This window comes from Paraburkholderia phenoliruptrix (genome assembly GCF_047325075.1).
Lineage (GTDB): Bacteria > Pseudomonadota > Gammaproteobacteria > Burkholderiales > Burkholderiaceae > Paraburkholderia > Paraburkholderia phenoliruptrix.
Genome location: NZ_CP168530.1, coordinates 1,451,181 through 1,467,872 on the forward strand (window position 1 = coordinate 1,451,181; position 16,692 = coordinate 1,467,872).

The following is a 16,692-nucleotide window of genomic DNA, read 5'->3' on the forward strand; positions in this document are numbered from 1 at the left end:
CTGAACTGAAGGACTGATCCGAGGCGTAGCGGGGCCTTTACACCGCGTGCAGAAGTCGCGCGGGCTGGGCGGGCTGAAGCGGATCGCGTGCGGCGTTCGGGCCTCGCGCAGCCTGCGCGGTGAACGCCAACGCAAATTGTGCGGCTTGCTGGCCGACCGTGGCGAGCTGGTCGACCACCTTTGCGTCGGAACAGGTGTCCACGCTGTCAAAGCGCGTTTCGAGCGTATTGATGCCGGCGCCGAACGGCGTCGGCCACCCGCGCAATGCATGAACGATAGAACGGAGCGAAGTCAGCACGGAACCCGCCGCCTGCCAGCCGTAAGCCGTGACGATGCAGCCGACCGCCCGGCCGTCGAGATACGGGCGTTCGTCGGCGCGCAGTTCCTCGAGCGTGTCGAGCGCATTTTTTACAAGGCCCGACACGCCGCCGTGATAACCGGGCGTCGCAATGATCAGCGCGTCTGCATGACGCACGGCTTCGATCAGTTCGAGCTGTTCGTCGGTGCGAACGCTGTTTTCGGGCGCGTAGTGCGGCAGACTATGCAGGAACGTGCCGCCGAACAGCCGGGTTTTCGCACCCGCCGCTTCGGCGCCTCGCAATGCGAAGCCGAGCGCGCGCTCGGTCGACGAGGCCGCGCGCGTCGTGCCGCCAATGCCGACGACGAGCGGCCGGCGGTGATGATGGAAACTGGTCAACGAAATGCTCCTTCGGTAGCGGCTCACGGCGCTCGTGCGCGGATTTGCGCGGAAGCGAACGGGGGCGAACCGGACTTTGAAGCACCATCTTAATGAGCGCGGCACGCGACACGAAGCGACTTTTTGTTCTAACCATATAACCGGGAACCATGGCGGCATCCGCTTCAATTGCACGCGCTACGCTGCCGATAAGCATATGGCGAACAATTGTTTGGGCGCGAGGGCGGGCGCCGTTATGATCGAGCCGTCTCCTCCATGACACTCCTTGACATGGGACTCGGCCTCGCCAGTTTGCTGGCGGGGCTTTTTTTTCGCCGGTCCGCGGCCGGTTTCCTGCCGCTTCCCGGCGGCGCGCGGACAGCTCGCTTCACGATTGCGCCGTTTATCGCGTGCTACGATGGTCCGCGACACGATACCCGGCAAGCTCGACGAGGCAAATGGCAACTCTCTATGACACGCTCGGCGTGCCCATGCACGCCACCGACGAAGAAATCAAGCGCGCCTATCGCAAGGCGGCGATGAAGTGGCACCCGGACCGCAACGCGGGTTCCGAGGACGTGGCGCGCGCCGCGTTCCAGGAGATCAGGGACGCCTACGCGATTCTCTCGGACGCCGCGCAGCGCAAGGTGTACGACGCCGTCTACGCCGAGCAGATGCAGCAATGGGAAGCGCAGCGCGCGCGCCATCAGAAGGCGCAGGCGGAGCGCGAGGCAGCGGCGCGCGCGGCGGACGAGGCCGCCTACGCGGAGATGGTGTCGCTCGCCATGCGTTTCGCCGACGAAGGCCACAACCGGGACGTGCTGTTTGGCGTGCTGCTCGGGCGCCAGTGCGAGCCGGCGCGTGCCGCGCAGATCGCGGACAGCGTGGCGGCATTGCAGGCGGCACGGCGCGAGGCCGCGGCCAGCCGCGCTTCTACGGAAGAGGCGGCAGACATTGCTTCTGACGGGGGCGCCGACGCGTCGTCGCCCGAAGCCGTCAAAACGGGCTCCGGCGCTCACCAGACCGCCGCCCGTGGCACCCGCGCCACGCACGCGGAGCGCGACCGGCGCGAACAAAACGACAGCGAGGCGCAGCCCGCCGGAGGTTTTTCCACGCTCTGGTTCCAGTTTCTCAACGGCCTGCGGTTCTGAGCATCCGGTTCCGGTGCTGCTTGAATCCGGCCGTTCCAGGGGCAAATTCCCGTAGCGCGCGGAATAAAGACATCGTAGTGTCACGGGGGCGCAAGACTCTGCGAGCACAATCGCGCATACAAGAGACAAAAACACGTACGGGGTAAGCGTGACCGAGAAATATAAAGTGCTGTTTCTCTGCCGGGAGAATTCAGCGCGCAGCATCATGGCCGAAGCTTTGCTGCGGGAGTTGGCCGGACACCGGTTCGACGCTTTCAGCGCGGGGCCGGAGCCGGCCTTGCGGATCCATCCGTTGACGGTGGCGCAACTGCGGCCGGGCGTTTCCGACCTGGGCGTGCTTAGCCCGAAAAGCTGGCTGGAATTCACCGGCGAATGGGCGCCGCGCATGGACCTCGTGGTCGCGCTGGACGAAAGCGTCGCCGCTCCGCACGCGCCTGTCTTTCCCGGCGAACCCGCGTTCAGCGTGTGGAATTTCGCCGATCCGCTCGCGGACTTCCTGTCCGAGCCGGAACGGATTCGTCTATTCGAAAAGGTGTTCTGGCAAATCGTGCGTCAATTGAGCGGCTTTATCGAGGCGCCGAAATACGCGCGGCCGCCGCGGCGGACACCGGTGCGCGGCGCAACCAGTCGTGCACTGGCCGGCTTGCCGACCTGCGATGTGCCGCGATAGCACGGCGCCTTACCGCTTAGCGGTCGGTCGAGCGCGCGAGGCGGCTGCCTGCAAACGGGTCGTTTTTCCAGTCGACGTGCTTTTTAGGCTGCGGCGCGGGGGCGGGCGGCGCCGATAATTCGAAGTGGTCGATTGATTGGCCGGCGCTGATGGCCTGCTTGAGCCATTGCGGCATTTCACCCTGGCCGTCCCAGCTGTCCCCCGTCGCGCTGCGGTAGCGCGCGTTCTTTTGCGCGGCCGGTTCGGATGCCAGCACGGCGGCAAGGTCTTCCGGTTTGATGCCAAACTCTTCCATGCGATGGCGGAGATACGCAATCATGCTATCTCGCTTCCTTTCGTCCATAAGATATTCGTCCTTCTAAAGCGTCCAGCGTTCTGTCAAATGCAGATTGCGAGGAAAACCCGCGAGAGCTTCGAGTCCATTTAAATGGCGCCGGTCCGCGGTGAGGTTATTAATCGAAATTGGAAAAACGATGGTGACGATGCACTGATTTTGGGCGGCTGGTCTCACGTCCACGCTCCGTCTCGCAACGGCGTTTGCGCGGGGCCCTATCTTGTGGTTATGTCGCCATCATAACGCACTGCGCGCGCAATGCACGCACCGTTTCAACTGATTTTCGGGGGATTTGAACGCGCTCTGGAGACTGTCCGCTCCGCCCCTAGTATCTTTCACCAGTTCCGAGCCGCCATTTGAATTCCGCAGTGCCCGAACTATAAAAGAAATAGCGGAGAGGACAATCCGTGTTTTCCAGCCTGAGGTGCCGTTTCGCAATGGTAGTGAACGCAGGCGGCGCCGGCATGGCGCGGGCGGCTCGTTGTCCGTTGCATTTCACGAGTCCATGCAGCAGGCCCGCGTGACATGGCTTTTTCCGACGGCGCCGATCAGGCGGCCGGCCTTTTACACGGATCGATTCTCGGGAGGGACGACACTGCTGCGCCGGATTCAAGGAGTCTGGACATGAAACTACGTTTATTGATGGCGGTCGTGAGCGCCGTTCTTTTTCTCGCGCCACGCGCGGCCAGCGCCGACGACACGACGACGCAGCCCGGGGCCGAGCTATCCACCGGCACACCCGCCGGCAGTTCGGCCAGTCACAGGCTGATGCAGCATGCCAACGAGTCGGCACAGGCCACCACGGACATGTCGTTGAGCGAACCCGCGACAAGCGGCTCGCAGTCCGTTCAGAACGTCTCTTATGGAGGTGTGGCGACAGGGCGGTCGGAGGCCGGCGCCCGGCAAAATATGCCTTGTTCCGCAAGGCCGCAATGCATGGTTTACTTCGGTCAGTGATGCCGCGGGTTCGCCGGGGCGGTGCGTCGCGGACTCACTGCCTCGTGTTTTTCATGCCAGCGCGGTCTGGGTGGCCGGGTCCTCGGTATTTTCGACGATGCGGCTCACCATGGCCTCGACCCCCGGCCCCTGCATGGCCGCGCGTTCGCCGAAGCGGCGGAACTCGTCCAGCAGCGAGCGCCACGACGCGTGCCAGTGCGTTTCCTTGATGCACGTACCGGACGGATCGGCGATTCGCAGTACACCGTTGTCCGGATAGAAGGTGAGAGTGACCGGCATGCCGTCGATAACGCAGGTCGCGGTGCAGGGGCGGGTGCTAACCATATTCAATGTCCTTTCATTAGGCGAGGAGTCCACTGGATGCTGTTGGCGCATTCAGCAAACCCCGTGCCCGGCGCTTTCGTCAGCAGACGCCAATGAAATTCCGGCGATATCGCCTGAAAGGTCACACATATGCGCAATGCGGCGGAGCCGTGCCTCTGCGCATGTGCACGCAGCGCTTTTTGGCCTGGCCGCCGCAATCAAATCAGTCGAGCGGCACCGTCAGACGATCGATGACTGCAGACGTCTCCGGGCGCACGCCGCGCCACCAGGCGAACGCCTCGGCGGCCTGCTCGACCAGCATGCCGACGCCGTCGGCAATGCCGCGCACGCCGGCGTTGCGCGCGAGCCGCAGAAACGGCGTGAGCCGCTTGCCGTACACCAGTTCGTAAGCGGTGCCGGTCGGACTGAATACGCCCGGCGGGACGGGCGGCAGGTCGCCAGTGAGGCTTGCCGAGGTCGCGTTCACCACGAGATCGAAGCGGCCCAGCGCCGGCAGATCGCCATAGCCGCGAGCACGGACCGAAGCGCCGCCTGAGCCGACCTCGGCCACGAGTGCTTCGCCCTTCGCCACGTCGCGATTCGCAATGACGAGTTCGGCGGGACCCGCGGCGAGAAACGGCAGCAGCGCGCCGCGTGCCGCGCCCCCGGCACCGAGCATCAGCACGCGCTTGCCGGCAAGCGGAACGCCGAGATTGACCTCGATATCGCGCGCGAGTCCGATGCCGTCGAAATTCTCTGCGATGATCCGGCCGTTCTCGAACTTGAGCGCATTGGCGGCGCCCGCCAGCGCCGCCCGTTCGCTGCGTTCATCGGCGAGAGCAAAAGCCTTGAGCTTGAAGGGCGCGGTGATGTTGATGCCCTTGCCGCCTTCGGCCGCAAAGGCGCGCACCATCCGCTCGAAACCATCGTCGGGAACCAGCGGACCCTCCATCGCGACATACGACATGGCCTGCTGTGTCGCCTCGGCGAACAGCCCGTGAATCAACGGAGACTTGGTGTGTCCGATCGGATTACCGATCACAGCATACTGGTCAGTCATCTCTCCCTCACCTGGCGTAAAGCACGCCTTCCGTTTGCATGATGTCGATTTCGGCGGCTGAGAAACCGAGCGATTGCGCGACGTCCGCGTTGTGCTGCCCAAGGTCCGGCGCGACTTCGCGGATGGTCGTGTCGCAATCGGAGAAGCGGAACGGCAGGTTCGGCAGGCGCACCGTCCCGTAACGCGGATGCTGCTGCTCGAGCACCATGCCGCGCGCCTGGATTTGCGGATCGTCGAGCACCTCGTCGATGCGCTGCACCTTTGCGCAAGGCACGTCGATACCGTCCAATAGTTCGAGGACCTGCGCGACCGGCCGCGCGGCGACCCAGGGCTGGACGACCGAGAGGATCGCCTGGCGATGCGTGTTGCGGCCCGCGCTATCGTGAAAGCGCGCATCGCTGCCGAATCCGGCGGGCCCGCCGTGCGTTTCGATCAAGGCGGCGAAGCGCTTCCATGCGTCGTCCACTTGTGCGGCGATCACGAGATCGCCGTCGGCGGCGCGAAACACGCCGTACAGCGTCGAGGTCGGCATGTCGTGGCCCGTCTGTTCCGGCAGCACGCCTTGCAGCGTATAGCACTGCACCGCGTACTCATGCATGGAGACAAGCGTGTCGTACAGCGCCATGTCGATATGCTGGCCCCGTCCGCTCTTCACGCGACCCAGCAGCGCCGCGTTGATGGCGGCCACCGCGTGAATGCCGGTGTACATGTCGCCGAGGGAAATGCGCAGCAGCGGGGGCGGCTCGCCAGGCGTGCCGACCATCTGCATGATGCCGCTTTTTGCCTCGGCGATCAGGCCGAAACCGGCGCGGTGGGCATCGGGGCCGGTATGGCCGTATGCCGAGATCGAACAGTAGACGAGGCCCGGATTGCGCGCGGACAACTCGGCATAGCCGAGCCCCAGCTTGTCGAGCGCGCCGGGACGATAGTTCTCGACGAATACATCCGCCGAGTCGCACAGGCGGCGCATGAACTCCTTGCCGCGTGCGTCTTTCATATTGACGCTGACGCCGCGCTTGCCCATGTTAAGTTGCAAAAAGTAGCCGCTTTGCTGATCGTCCAGCACGGTGGCGTGCTGGCGTCCCGCATCGCCGCTGCCGGGACGTTCGACCTTGATGACTTCGGCGCCGAGCGCCGCAAGGCAGCGGCCCACATAGGGACCGGCGAGAAAGTGGCTATAGTCGACAACGCGTATACCTTCGAGGGGACGTGCCTGCATCACAGTGCTCCCGGCCGGCGCGGCACCATCAGACGATGTTCGCCGCGCTGAACTGTTTCGCCATCCTGATTGATCAGTTCTGATGGAAGAACGACGATGCCCCAGCCTGGCCGGCTCCTGCTCGGCCGCATGGCGCCGACGCGAAACTTCACGTGCAGCACGTCGTTGACCTTGATGGGCAGCACGAAGTCCCACGTCCATCCGAGCGACATGCCCGGCAGGAAACGATAGTCGCTCTGGGTCTTGAGGCCGTCCGCAACCGAGAGTCCGAACAACCCATGCGCGACGAGGCAGCCGAAGTGGCTCGCGTTGGCATAGGCCTCATCCACGTGCACAGGCGTGTGGTCGCCCGTGAGATCGGCGTAGGCGAGGATGCGCTCCTTGGTCACGGTGTAGTTCGGGCTCACGCACTCGTCGCCTTCCCGGGCGTCGTCCCAGTATTTCTCGATGATTGTCATGCTCAAGTCTCCGCACGCGGGTTGATGCTCAGCGCCTCTGCGACACAGGACGCGGGTCTCGCCTGAATCAGTTCGACAGCGAGGCCGTCGGGCAAACGCAGCCAGTTGCGCCCTTGCGGCATGTCGCTCACGCCATAGGCCTGAGCAGCCACCAACGCCGCTTCCAGGTCTTCGCACATGACGCCCAGGTGGGCAAGGCGCCCTTCGGGGCCGTCGTAATGCGGCGCATGAATGAACTGCAGGCCGCCGAGTGTCCAGTACTGGCGCGGTGCGTCGGCAGTGCCGTCGACTTCGCGCATGGTCATGCCGAGCACGTCCGCGAAAAAGCGGATGTGCCACTGAATGTCCTTCACCCAGATCGCCACGTGCTCGAGATAAGCCTTTGAGCCGCTCATGCCGTCTTCTCCTTGGGGTTCTTATCGTGCAGGTCAGCGTGCTTCGCATCGTCCCGCTCATCGGCCAGCGCGCGTTCAATGCCCTTGATGCATGCCACCAGCGTTGCGTTGACCGGCGTCGGCACGCCGAGCCGTTGCCCCCAGCGCACCACCGCGCCGTTGATGAAATCGATCTCCGTGACCGAGCCCTTTTCGAGGCTTTGCAGCATCGATGTCTTGAACGTGGGAGAGAGGCCTTCGGCCGCTAATGTCCATGCCTCGTCGGGCTCGTTGATCGACAACGCGATGCCCGCTGCCCGCGCAGCCGCCATGGCTTCGCTGATGGCCGCGAGCGCCGTTGCCTTCAGGAGTGGCTCCGTGTAGAGCTGGCCGTAGGTAAGACGCGTGATGCCCGTAATCGCGCCGGTGGCGACGTTGATGAGCAATTTGTCCCACATGGTGCCGACGATGTTGTCGCTGACGGTAGTCAGCAGCCCGGCGGTGTTGAATGCCTCGGCGATGGCTCGCACCCGTGGCGTGAGCCGGCCATCCAGCTCGCCGATATAAGTGGCTTTGCCGGTGACCCCCGCCTCGATATGGCCCGGCCCGCGCAGCACGCCGCCCACATACGTCTTGCCCGCGAGCACGCGCTCGCGGCCCACAATGTCGGCGAGCACGTCTTCATGCCCCAGGCCGTTCTGGAGCGAAAGCACCAGCGTGTCAGGACCGATCAGCGCGAGCGCGCCGCGCATCGCCGAGTCGGTGTGAAAGGACTTCACCAGCACGACGACGAGGTCGGCGGCGCCGACTTCGCTCGCTTGGGTCGCCGCGCGAACCGCGATGCGCCGCGCACCTTTATCGTCGTCGACCAGCAGGCCGTCGCGGCGCATCGTGTCCACATGGAGGGGCGAACGATCGATCAGCCAGGTTTCGTGGCCGCCTTCCGTGAGGGTGGCGCCGATCGCACAGCCTAGTGCGCCGGCCCCGAGAATCGCAATCTTCACTGAGCTTCTCCTTGACGTGTGGATACACGATAGGAGTTGTCACCCATAACGGCAATGCAATGACTACAATGACATCATTGCGAAACACAATAATGCGGTGCCCCATGATCCCGCCCGATTTCCCCGATATCAAACTGCTGCAGCTCTTCGACCTGCTTTACGACACGCGCAGCGTCACGCGCGTGGCGGAGCAACTGGGGCAGAGCCAGCCGACTATCAGCATCTGGCTCGGGCGGTTGCGCGAGTCTTTGCAAGACCCGCTATTCATCCGCACGCCCGGCGGCATGGCGCCGACGCCGCAAGCCGACGCGCTTATCGGTCCCTGCCGCGAGATACTCGAATCGCTCAGGCGGTTCCTCGCATGGGAGATCGCCTTCGATCCCGCCACCGCACAGCGGCGCTTTCGCATCTGCATGACCGACGCGAGTCACATCACACTGCTGCCGAGACTGCTCGCGCATGTGCGCGCCCAGGCGCCGGGCATCCGGCTCGAGGCGGCGAGGATCGACGGCAATACGGAGCGCGCGCTGGAATCGGGCGAAGCGGATCTCGCCATCGGCTATGTGCCGTGGTTAAGCGGCGGAATCTACCAGCAGCAGCTTTATCAGCAGGACTGGGTGTGCCTCAGCAACCGGCATCATCCTCGCATTCGAGGGCGGCTCGCGTTGAAGCGGTACCGCGCGGAGGGACATGTCAGCATCGAATCGGGCACCGGGGCGCAACTGCTCGAACAGGCACTGGCGCGCGAGCGGATCGAGCGGGACGTCGTGCTGCAGCTGCCGGGCTTTCTCGGGCTCGGCACGATCGTGCAGACTACCGATCTGCTCGCCACGCTGCCGCGCCATATCGGCGAGACGCTCGCGCAGGCCAACGATCTGGCCGTTCACCCGTGTCCTGTCCCCGTGGATGGCTTTGCCGTCCGGCAACACTGGCATGCGCGGTATCACCATGAGGCGGGCAATCGCTGGTTGCGTGGCGTCGTCTTTCAGCTATTCGGTGTTTCGCGGTGAGACGATGCTTCGCGGCCCGGGCGCGATCACGTCGGGGCGTTCCAGAGGCCGTGAGCTGGGCGACTCGTTGAACTCCGAGGCAGGCTGTTTGTCGGACGGAACGGGCCCGTGTGGATGCTGCGCGCGGCAGTTGCCGAGTAAACTGCCTGAAGCGCGGCCATCCGTCGGCGCCCGTGAAAACCCCCGTCAACCTACAAGCAAATGAAAAAAACCGACCCAAAACTGCCCTCAGCCGCGCGCGCCGAGCTGCTGTGCTTTCTCGTGGCCATCGCGGCGGCCTCCTATGCGCTCAGCGCGGAGTGGCGTGTGGATCACGTCGTTCAGTGCTGCCGCCAGTGGCTCGCCAGAAACAGCATGCGCATGTATTGGCTGGAACGCGTGCAAATCGGTCAACTTGCGTTGAAGATCGCCAGCCAGGATCTGATGAATGCGGGCGTGGCTGTTCGCCTGTCGAACGTGCAGGCGCTCTTTACGAGCGAAATGGAGCTGAACGAGGCCAGCACAATGGTTCAGCGCATGAAGGCTCTGTGTCAGGACGCGCTTTGAGCTCGCGTCGCGCAAGCGCGTCCGCGTCCGGCCTCGCCCTGCATCACGGCTGGTGAGTCACACCCTTGCCGCGAGCGGCAATCCCTCCGTTTTCCTGCCATCCGATGTCTCCCCGCGCCCCACGTCGCGCGATCCGCTTTTGTTATCGACCTTTCCGATTCTCGGATTGTTGCGGCATCGCGCGGCCCGTATATTGGCGTGAAGCCCAAATATGACAACACCGACGCTGGAGACACGAATGAACCGAATCGACCTGGAAGGACGCGTGGTCGCCATTACCGGCGGCGCGCGCGGCATCGGCTACGCAGTCGCTCAGCGGGCGCTCGGCTCGGGCGCGTCCGTCGCGCTCTGGGACATCGACGCGGAGCGCCTCGCCCGCAGTCAGCGCGAGCTTGCCGAACTCGGCAAAGTGACGGCGGTCACCGTCGAACTCACGCAGGAAGCGGCCGTCGCCCATGCCGTGTCGCAGACTGTGCTCGACCACGGTGCAATCGACGTGCTGATCAACTCCGCGGGCATCACCGGCGGCAACGGCACCACATGGGAGCTGGAGCCGGAGGTCTGGCGCCGCGTCATCGACGTCAATCTGATCGGCCCGTATCTCACGTGCCGCGCGGTCGTCCCGCAGATGCTGAAGCAGGGCTATGGGCGCATCGTCAATATCGCGTCGGTGGCCGGCAAGGAGGGCAATCCGAACGCCTCGCACTACAGCGCGTCGAAGGCCGGGCTCATCGGCCTCACGAAATCGCTAGGCAAGGAACTCGCGACGAAGAACATTCTCGTCAACGCGGTCACGCCCGCTGCCGCCAAAACGGAAATCTTCGATTCGATGTCGCAGCAGCACATCGACTACATGCTCTCGAAGATTCCGATGAACCGCTTCCTGCTGCCTGAAGAAGCGGCCTCGCTGATTCTCTGGCTCGCCTCCGAGGATTGCGCATTCAGTACTGGTTCGGTATTCGACCTGTCGGGCGGCCGCGCCACTTATTGAGCCAGGCCGCGCGCGAGTCAAGACGCGTAGCGGCGTGATACGGCACGCCGCTACGCGAAGCCTGCAAGCCGCACTTCACACGAGAACCGCGAAGCCGCCGCAGCGGACTGCGCGAAGGAGACGACATGGACCCGCATGCGAGTGCTTCGCTCGAAGCGATCAACAGCAAGGTAATGCGCCGGCTGTTGCCATTCCTGCTTTTAATGTATGTGCTGGCATTTCTCGACCGCGCGAACATCGGCTTCGCGCAGAAAGCGCTGCAGCACGACACGGGTCTCTCGAACGCGGCATTTGCTTTCGGCGCGGGCGTGTTCTTCGTCGGCTATGCATTGTTCGAAGTGCCAAGCAATTTGCTGTTGCATCGCGTCGGCGCGCGAGCGTGGATGTGCCGCATCATGGTGACGTGGGGGCTCGTGTCGGCGGCGATGAGTCTCGCGCACACCGCAACGACGTTCTACACGCTGCGCTTTTTGCTCGGTGTCGCCGAAGCCGGATTTTTTCCCGGCGTCATCTATTACCTCACGCACTGGTTCCCTCAGCGTGCGCGTGCCCGCGCCGTCGGCATGTTCTATTTCGGCGCGCCGCTGGCGTTCATTTTCGGCAGTCCGCTGTCGGGCTCGCTCCTTGAGTTGAATGGTGCGCTGGGATTGGCCGGCTGGCAGTGGCTCTTTCTTGTCGAAGGCGTGCTCGCCTCGCTCGTCGGCGTGTGGGCGTTCTGGTATCTCGACAATCGTCCCGAAGACGCGCGCTGGCTCGCGGCGCAGGAACGCACGACGCTGCGCGCCGCACTCGACGACGACGCGCGCGCCGCCTCGGCGCATGGACCGCATCGCATTCTCGCCGCGCTGGTGGACCGGCGCGTGCTGTTGCTCTCGTTGATCTATCTGCTGATCCAGATGAGCGTGTATGGCGTGATCTTCTATCTGCCGCAACAGGTCGCCGCCTTGCTTGGTACGACGGTGGGCTTTCACGTCGGGCTCGTCGCCGCCTTGCCGTGGATCTGCGCGCTCGCCGTGACCTGGTATGTGCCGCGCCGCGCCGACCGAACGGGCGCGCACCGCCGCTGGGCGTCCGCGCTGCTGGTCGTCGCGGGGCTTGGCATTGGTGTGTCGGGACTCGCGCACAGTCCGGCCATTGGGCTCATCGCGCTGTGTTGCGCCGCAAGCGGTTTCATTGCTGCACAGCCGCTTTTCTGGACCTTTCCGACGCGTTTGCTGACCGGTGCGGCCGCTGCGGGCGGCATCGCGCTGATCAATTCGCTCGGCAGTCTGGGCGGTTTCATCGCGCCGAGTTTGCGCACTGCTGCGGAGCGCGCGTTTTCTTCGACATCGGCGGGACTGGTCGTGCTCGGCGCGTCCAGTCTGCTCGCCGCGCTGTTGATCGGCACGCTGTTGCGCGGCGCCGGCGCGAAAGCCCCCGGCTCAATTCACGACTTGCTGCATCGCGCCCGCTAGGCGCATTGCCGGCGACCCGTTCGACGTCCATCACGGAGCCTCTCTTTCATGGCCATGCCCACTATCCGGCACGTGCGTGCCTTCATTGTCCGCGGCGGCGGAGCGGACTATCACGACCAACCCGGCGGACACTGGATCGACGATCACATCTCGACGCCGATGGCGCGTTACCCCGAGTATCGGCAGAGCCGGCAGTCGTTCGGCATCAATGTGCTGGGCACGCTCGTCGTCGAAATCGAGGCGAGCGACGGCACCGTCGGCTTCGCGGTGACGACGGGCGGCGAGATCGGTGCGTTCATCGTCGAAAAACATCTCGCGCGTTTTCTCGAAGGCCAGCTCGTGACCGACATCGAGAAGATGTGGGATCAGATGTACTGCTCCACGCTTTACTACGGGCGCAAGGGCGTGGTGCTCAATACGATTTCGGGCGTCGACCTCGCTTTGTGGGATCTGCTCGCGAAGGTGCGCAAGGAGCCGGTGTATCAGCTATTGGGCGGCCCCGTGCGCGACGAACTGGTGTTCTACGCGACCGGCGCGCGCCCGGATCTCGCGAAGGAGATGGGCTTTATCGGCGGAAAACTGCCTTTGCAGCATGGCCCGGCAGAAGGCGAAGCGGGACTCAAGCTCAACCTCGAGAAACTGGCCGACATGCGCAACCGCGTCGGCGACGATTTCTGGCTGATGTACGACTGCTGGATGAGTCTCGACGTGCCGTATGCGACGCGCCTCGCGCAAGCCGCGCACGAATATGGGCTCAAATGGATCGAAGAGTGCCTGCCGCCCGACGACTACTGGGGTTACGCCGAACTGCGCCGCAACGTGCCGCGCGGCATGATGGTGTCCACGGGCGAACATGAGGCGACGCGTTGGGGTTTTCGCATGCTGCTCGAGATGCAGTGCTGCGATCTGATTCAACCGGACGTGGGCTGGTGCGGCGGCATCACGGAGCTCATCAAGATTTCGGCGCTCGCGGATGCGCATAACGTGATGGTCGTGCCGCACGGCTCGTCGGTGTACAGCTATCACTTCGTCGTTACGCGTCATAACTCGCCGTTCTCCGAGTTCCTCATGATGGCGCCCAAAGCCGACGAGGTCGTGCCGATGTTCACGCCGCTGCTGCTCGACGAACCGGTACCTGTGAATGGACGCATGAAGGTGCCGGACACGCCGGGCTTCGGCGTGCGGCTCAATCCGGAATGCGCGCTGGTGCGGCCTTATCCGCGTTGACCCATGCCGCGCATGCGGCTGTGTTGCGGGTCTACTGAAAGGAGAGTTTCGTGCTGCTCAAGGACAAGGTGGTGATCGTCACCGGCGGCTCGCGCGGCATCGGGCGCGCCATAGCCGTTGCGTGCGCAACGGAAGGCGCCGACGTCGCAATCAACTACTGGGGCGACAACGACGCATCGTATGGGCGCCGTTCCGCCGTCGCCGAAGTGGTCGAAGAGATCGAGGCACTCGGGCGGCGCGTCATTGCGATAGAAGGCAACGTGGCCGCGCGCGAAACCGGGCAGCAACTGGTGCGGCAGACCGTTGAAGCATTCGGCAAGGTCGACGTGCTGGCAAGCAACGCCGGCATCTGTCCGTTCCACGCGTTTCTCGACATGCCTGCGGACGTGCTCGAATCGACCGTCGCAGTGAATCTGAACGGCGCGTTCTACGTCACGCAAGCCGCTGCGCAGCAAATGAAAGCGCAAGGCACGGGCGGCGCCATTGTCGCGACGAGTTCGATCAGCGCTTTGGTGGGCGGCGGCATGCAGACGCACTACACGCCGACCAAAGCGGGCGTTCATTCGCTGATGCAGTCGTGCGCGGTCGCATTGGGGCCGTACGGCATCCGCTGCAATTCGGTCATGCCGGGCACGATCGCGACGGACCTGAACGCCGAAGATCTCGCCGACGAAGCGAAGAAAGCCTACTTCGAAAAGCGCATTCCGCTCGGGCGCCTCGGCCGCCCCGAAGATGTGGCCGAATGCGTGGTGTTTCTCGCGTCCGACCGTGCGCGATATGTGACGGGCGCCGCGTTGCTCGTGGACGGTGGCCTGTTCGTCAATCTGCAATGACGCGCGATGCCGACTTCAGCTAACCGGCGCGGAAGTGTTCGCGGCTTCGCGGGACGCGGCGTCGTCGCGCGCGAGACGCCGCGAGAAACCGCGCAGCAGTTCGATGAAGCGCAGCGCCGGCTCCCCGAGGGGTTCTTCCTTGCGCGTGAGAATGCCGAAACCCGCAAGGCTCTTGCCGATTTCGAGCGGCAGGGCGACGAGCAGCTTGCCGCGCACGTGATCGCGCACCACCGACTCCGGCAGCATCGCCACCGCGTCGTAGTTCTCGAGCAACTGCAGCGTCGCGAAGATCGACGCGCATTCGGTGAGATTCACCGGCGTAGCGAGCCCCGCGCGCGCGAGCTCTTCCTCGAACAGCACACGCGCCGGGCTGGTCACGGGCTGCGCCACCCATGGCCAGTCGATCAGTTCGCGCAACGTGATGCGCGCGCGGCTCGCGAGCGGATGCACCGAGCGCACCACGAGCAGCAAGGTCTCGCGCGCAAGCGGCTCGAAACTGAAATCGTTATGCTGCAAGGGACTGGTCAGGCGCCCAAGCGCGAGATCGACTTCGCGGCGATGCAGCAATTGCACCACCTGGTCGCTGGTTTCGCCGAGTATGCGCACGTTCAGCAGCGGACTATCCGTCTTCAGCGCCGCGACGGCCATGGCCAGCAGATCGGGCGCGGCGCCCATGATCGCGCCGACCGTCAATTGACCGTGACCGCCGCGGCGCTTGACCTCCAGGTCTTCGGCGAAACGCGTGAGTTCGGCGAGTGCTCGTCGTGCATAGGCCAGCGTGACGACGCCAAGCGGCGTGGGCGTCATGCCGCGCGCGTTGCGCTCGAACAGCAGAAAGCCGAACGCTTCCTCGATGTCGCCAAGCATGCGGCTCGCGCTCGGCTGCGCCACGTTGACGGCTTCGGCGGCCTGATGGAGATTGCGTGCGTCGTCGAGCGCGACGAGCAGCGCGAGGTGTTTGAACTTGAGCCGATTGACGAGTGCGACGGTTGCTGAGAGTGGGCTCATGGTGCCGGTGCGATTCGGTTTGTGGATCGCCCAATCCCAAACACGGATTGAGATGCTATCGACGCAGGAATTATAGTCTTTGCAGGCGCTTCGCCGCGAAAGCGCCATAACGACGAGACAGCCGCAATGGAGACAATCGTTTTCCGGATGGTGCTCAACCCCGGCATGCGCGAGGAATACGAGCGCCGTCATGCGCAAATCTGGCCGGAACTGGTTGATGCGTTGCACAACGCGGGCGTGCGCGAGTACCGCATCTTCTTCGATCCCGGCACCGACCACCTGTTCGCCGTGCTCACGCGCACTACACATCACACGATGGCCGCGCTCCCTGAACTCGACGTCATGCGCAAATGGTGGGATTACATGGCCGACATCATGCACACCGCCGCGGATCACACGCCGCTTCAACAACCGCTCGAACAGGTGTTCCGGCTGAGTTCGCTCAACTAACCGATTGTCACGCTTCGCACGCTTGAAACGACGGAGGCACTGCATGCAGGTTGTCGATTCGCATATCCACTTGTGGGATCTGAAAACGCATCGCTATCCGTGGCTCGACAACCCGGGCGTGTCGTTCGTCGGCGACGCGCGCGATCTCAAGCACGACTATCTGCTCGATGACCTGCTCGGCGAAGCGGGCGGCATCGACGTGAAGAAACTCGTGCACGTGGAGGCGAATCACGATCCCGCGGACCCCGTCGAGGAAACGCGCTGGCTGCAGTCCATTGTGGATCGCGCCGAATCGCGCGGCATGCCGAACGCCATTGTCGCCGCGGTCGATCTGTCTGCGTCGACCGCGCCTGCATGGCTCGAAGCGCATGCGGCGTTTCCGAACACACGTGGCATCCGCCAGATTCTCAATGTGCACGAGAACAAGCTGTTCGATTACGTGGGCCGCCACTACATGCGCGAGCCGCAGTGGCGCGAAAATTTTGCATTGCTGCGCCGTCACGACCTGTCGTTCGATCTGCAGATCTATCCGTCGCAAATGGAAGAAGCGGCGGCGCTTGCACGCGCGCATGCGGACACGCTCTTCGCACTCAATCATGCGGGCATGTTCGTGGACCGCGACAGCGTGGCCGGTTATCGCGCATGGCGCGACGGGCTGCGCATGCTCGCCGCTTGCAGGAACGTCTACGTGAAGATCAGCGGACTTGCGATGTTCGATCATCACTGGACGGTGGAGAGCTTGCGGCCCTATGTGCTCGAAACGATCGATGCGTTCGGTGTCGAGCGCGCGATGTTTGCCTCGAACTTTCCCGTGGACCGTTTGTTCGGCTCCTACGCGGATTTGTGGCATGCGTATGCGGCGATTATCGAAGGCGCGAGCGTTGCGGAAAAAGAGGCGCTCTTTTGCCGCAACGCGGAGCGCTTCTATCGCATCTGACGCAGACCGTGAGCACCAGGCAAGCCGAAA

General features: G+C 64.0%; 20 protein-coding genes. 11 read left to right on the plus strand and 9 right to left on the minus strand.

Features of this window, described 5'->3' with window-relative positions:
• Positions 1–37 precede the first annotated feature (37 nt).
• Positions 38–697 carry an NAD(P)H-dependent oxidoreductase gene (locus ACEN8U_RS06455; RefSeq protein ID WP_310107360.1) on the minus strand — a complete coding sequence of 220 codons (660 nt, stop codon included), beginning with the start codon at positions 695–697 and terminating at the stop codon, positions 38–40.
• Between the two features lie 437 nt (positions 698–1,134).
• On the opposite strand from ACEN8U_RS06455, the gene ACEN8U_RS06460 reads away from it, so the two are divergent.
• On the plus strand, positions 1,135–1,827 hold the full coding sequence (locus ACEN8U_RS06460) for a J domain-containing protein (protein ID WP_310107363.1): 693 nt from the start codon (positions 1,135–1,137) through the stop codon (positions 1,825–1,827).
• A gap of 205 nt (positions 1,828–2,032) precedes the next feature.
• Positions 2,033–2,497, plus strand: coding sequence for a low molecular weight phosphatase family protein (locus ACEN8U_RS06465; RefSeq protein ID WP_310107366.1), 465 nt, complete (start codon positions 2,033–2,035; stop codon positions 2,495–2,497).
• Between the two features lie 16 nt (positions 2,498–2,513).
• Here the strand turns inward: ACEN8U_RS06465 and ACEN8U_RS06470 are convergent, their stop codons facing one another.
• Positions 2,514–2,840, minus strand: a complete 327-nt coding sequence (locus tag ACEN8U_RS06470; protein WP_310107369.1) for an H-NS family nucleoid-associated regulatory protein — start codon at positions 2,838–2,840, stop codon at positions 2,514–2,516.
• 615 nt (positions 2,841–3,455) lie between these two features.
• Here ACEN8U_RS06470 and ACEN8U_RS06475 point away from each other — a divergent pair.
• Positions 3,456–3,788: a hypothetical protein gene (locus ACEN8U_RS06475; protein WP_310108055.1), complete on the plus strand. Its 333-nt coding sequence runs from the start codon at positions 3,456–3,458 to the stop codon at positions 3,786–3,788.
• A gap of 51 nt (positions 3,789–3,839) precedes the next feature.
• Here ACEN8U_RS06475 and ACEN8U_RS06480 read toward each other — a convergent pair whose 3' ends face one another.
• From ACEN8U_RS06480 to ACEN8U_RS06505, 6 genes are all read right to left on the minus strand, one after another.
• Entirely contained in the window at positions 3,840–4,112 is a 273-nt protein-coding gene (locus tag ACEN8U_RS06480) for a hypothetical protein (RefSeq protein WP_310107372.1), read from the minus strand.
• Positions 4,113–4,314: 202 nt separating this feature from the next.
• Positions 4,315–5,151, minus strand: a complete 837-nt coding sequence (aroE, locus tag ACEN8U_RS06485; RefSeq protein ID WP_310107373.1) for a shikimate dehydrogenase — start codon at positions 5,149–5,151, stop codon at positions 4,315–4,317.
• A gap of 7 nt (positions 5,152–5,158) precedes the next feature.
• Positions 5,159–6,370 (minus strand): CoA transferase, encoded by a 1,212-nt coding sequence (locus tag ACEN8U_RS06490; protein WP_310107375.1) that lies wholly within the window; start codon positions 6,368–6,370, stop codon positions 5,159–5,161.
• On the minus strand, positions 6,370–6,828 hold the full coding sequence (locus tag ACEN8U_RS06495) for a MaoC family dehydratase (protein WP_310107377.1): 459 nt from the start codon (positions 6,826–6,828) through the stop codon (positions 6,370–6,372). Before ACEN8U_RS06495 ends, ACEN8U_RS06490 begins: the two co-directional genes overlap by 1 nt.
• Positions 6,829–6,830: 2 nt before the next feature.
• Positions 6,831–7,223: a VOC family protein gene (locus ACEN8U_RS06500; RefSeq protein WP_310107381.1), complete on the minus strand. Its 393-nt coding sequence runs from the start codon at positions 7,221–7,223 to the stop codon at positions 6,831–6,833.
• Positions 7,220–8,206: a ketopantoate reductase family protein gene (locus ACEN8U_RS06505; protein ID WP_310107382.1), complete on the minus strand. Its 987-nt coding sequence runs from the start codon at positions 8,204–8,206 to the stop codon at positions 7,220–7,222. The genes ACEN8U_RS06500 and ACEN8U_RS06505 overlap by 4 nt, the downstream gene beginning before the upstream one ends.
• A gap of 104 nt (positions 8,207–8,310) precedes the next feature.
• On the opposite strand from ACEN8U_RS06505, the gene ACEN8U_RS06510 reads away from it, so the two are divergent.
• The 6 genes from ACEN8U_RS06510 (at position 8,311) to ACEN8U_RS06535 (ending at position 14,267) form a co-directional block, all read left to right on the plus strand.
• Positions 8,311–9,216, plus strand: coding sequence for a LysR family transcriptional regulator (locus tag ACEN8U_RS06510; protein WP_310107383.1), 906 nt, complete (start codon positions 8,311–8,313; stop codon positions 9,214–9,216).
• Positions 9,217–9,417: 201 nt separating this feature from the next.
• Complete coding sequence (locus ACEN8U_RS06515) at positions 9,418–9,762, plus strand: hypothetical protein (RefSeq protein ID WP_310107385.1); 345 nt, start codon at positions 9,418–9,420, stop codon at positions 9,760–9,762.
• 238 nt (positions 9,763–10,000) lie between these two features.
• Positions 10,001–10,753 (plus strand): SDR family NAD(P)-dependent oxidoreductase, encoded by a 753-nt coding sequence (locus tag ACEN8U_RS06520; protein ID WP_310107386.1) that lies wholly within the window; start codon positions 10,001–10,003, stop codon positions 10,751–10,753.
• A gap of 125 nt (positions 10,754–10,878) precedes the next feature.
• Positions 10,879–12,207: an MFS transporter gene (locus ACEN8U_RS06525; protein WP_310107388.1), complete on the plus strand. Its 1,329-nt coding sequence runs from the start codon at positions 10,879–10,881 to the stop codon at positions 12,205–12,207.
• A gap of 48 nt (positions 12,208–12,255) precedes the next feature.
• On the plus strand, positions 12,256–13,434 hold the full coding sequence (rhmD, locus tag ACEN8U_RS06530) for an L-rhamnonate dehydratase (RefSeq protein ID WP_310107389.1): 1,179 nt from the start codon (positions 12,256–12,258) through the stop codon (positions 13,432–13,434).
• A 50-nt stretch (positions 13,435–13,484) separates the two neighbouring features.
• Complete coding sequence (locus ACEN8U_RS06535) at positions 13,485–14,267, plus strand: SDR family NAD(P)-dependent oxidoreductase (RefSeq protein ID WP_310107392.1); 783 nt, start codon at positions 13,485–13,487, stop codon at positions 14,265–14,267.
• Positions 14,268–14,282: 15 nt separating this feature from the next.
• On the opposite strand, the gene ACEN8U_RS06540 is transcribed toward ACEN8U_RS06535, so the two are convergent.
• Positions 14,283–15,275: a LysR family transcriptional regulator gene (locus tag ACEN8U_RS06540; protein ID WP_013590383.1), complete on the minus strand. Its 993-nt coding sequence runs from the start codon at positions 15,273–15,275 to the stop codon at positions 14,283–14,285.
• 126 nt (positions 15,276–15,401) lie between these two features.
• Between ACEN8U_RS06540 and ACEN8U_RS06545 the strand changes: the two genes are divergently transcribed.
• Both ACEN8U_RS06545 and ACEN8U_RS06550 read left to right on the plus strand, forming a co-directional pair.
• On the plus strand, positions 15,402–15,725 hold the full coding sequence (locus tag ACEN8U_RS06545; protein ID WP_310107396.1) for an L-rhamnose mutarotase: 324 nt from the start codon (positions 15,402–15,404) through the stop codon (positions 15,723–15,725).
• A 43-nt stretch (positions 15,726–15,768) separates the two neighbouring features.
• On the plus strand, positions 15,769–16,662 hold the full coding sequence (locus tag ACEN8U_RS06550; protein WP_310107398.1) for an amidohydrolase family protein: 894 nt from the start codon (positions 15,769–15,771) through the stop codon (positions 16,660–16,662).
• Positions 16,663–16,692: the final 30 nt, after the last annotated feature.

What these genes read in the sequence shown, in the direction of transcription:
- ACEN8U_RS06460 (WP_310107363.1), top strand. Translation starts at nt 1,135, where the DNA reads ATGGCAACTCTCTATGACACGCTCGGCGTGCCCATGCACGCCACCGAC.
- ACEN8U_RS06465 (WP_310107366.1), top strand. Translation starts at nt 2,033, where the DNA reads ATGGCCGAAGCTTTGCTGCGGGAGTTGGCCGGACACCGGTTCGACGCT.
- ACEN8U_RS06470 (WP_310107369.1), bottom strand. Translation starts at nt 2,840, where the DNA reads ATGGACGAAAGGAAGCGAGATAGCATGATTGCGTATCTCCGCCATCGC.
- ACEN8U_RS06475 (WP_310108055.1), top strand. Translation starts at nt 3,456, where the DNA reads ATGAAACTACGTTTATTGATGGCGGTCGTGAGCGCCGTTCTTTTTCTC.
- ACEN8U_RS06480 (WP_310107372.1), bottom strand. Translation starts at nt 4,112, where the DNA reads ATGGTTAGCACCCGCCCCTGCACCGCGACCTGCGTTATCGACGGCATG.
- aroE (WP_310107373.1), bottom strand. Translation starts at nt 5,151, where the DNA reads ATGACTGACCAGTATGCTGTGATCGGTAATCCGATCGGACACACCAAG.
- ACEN8U_RS06490 (WP_310107375.1), bottom strand. Translation starts at nt 6,370, where the DNA reads ATGCAGGCACGTCCCCTCGAAGGTATACGCGTTGTCGACTATAGCCAC.
- ACEN8U_RS06495 (WP_310107377.1), bottom strand. Translation starts at nt 6,828, where the DNA reads ATGACAATCATCGAGAAATACTGGGACGACGCCCGGGAAGGCGACGAG.
- ACEN8U_RS06500 (WP_310107381.1), bottom strand. Translation starts at nt 7,223, where the DNA reads ATGAGCGGCTCAAAGGCTTATCTCGAGCACGTGGCGATCTGGGTGAAG.
- ACEN8U_RS06510 (WP_310107383.1), top strand. Translation starts at nt 8,311, where the DNA reads ATGATCCCGCCCGATTTCCCCGATATCAAACTGCTGCAGCTCTTCGAC.
- ACEN8U_RS06515 (WP_310107385.1), top strand. Translation starts at nt 9,418, where the DNA reads ATGAAAAAAACCGACCCAAAACTGCCCTCAGCCGCGCGCGCCGAGCTG.
- ACEN8U_RS06520 (WP_310107386.1), top strand. Translation starts at nt 10,001, where the DNA reads ATGAACCGAATCGACCTGGAAGGACGCGTGGTCGCCATTACCGGCGGC.
- ACEN8U_RS06525 (WP_310107388.1), top strand. Translation starts at nt 10,879, where the DNA reads ATGGACCCGCATGCGAGTGCTTCGCTCGAAGCGATCAACAGCAAGGTA.
- rhmD (WP_310107389.1), top strand. Translation starts at nt 12,256, where the DNA reads ATGGCCATGCCCACTATCCGGCACGTGCGTGCCTTCATTGTCCGCGGC.
- ACEN8U_RS06540 (WP_013590383.1), bottom strand. Translation starts at nt 15,275, where the DNA reads ATGAGCCCACTCTCAGCAACCGTCGCACTCGTCAATCGGCTCAAGTTC.
- ACEN8U_RS06545 (WP_310107396.1), top strand. Translation starts at nt 15,402, where the DNA reads ATGGAGACAATCGTTTTCCGGATGGTGCTCAACCCCGGCATGCGCGAG.
- ACEN8U_RS06550 (WP_310107398.1), top strand. Translation starts at nt 15,769, where the DNA reads ATGCAGGTTGTCGATTCGCATATCCACTTGTGGGATCTGAAAACGCAT.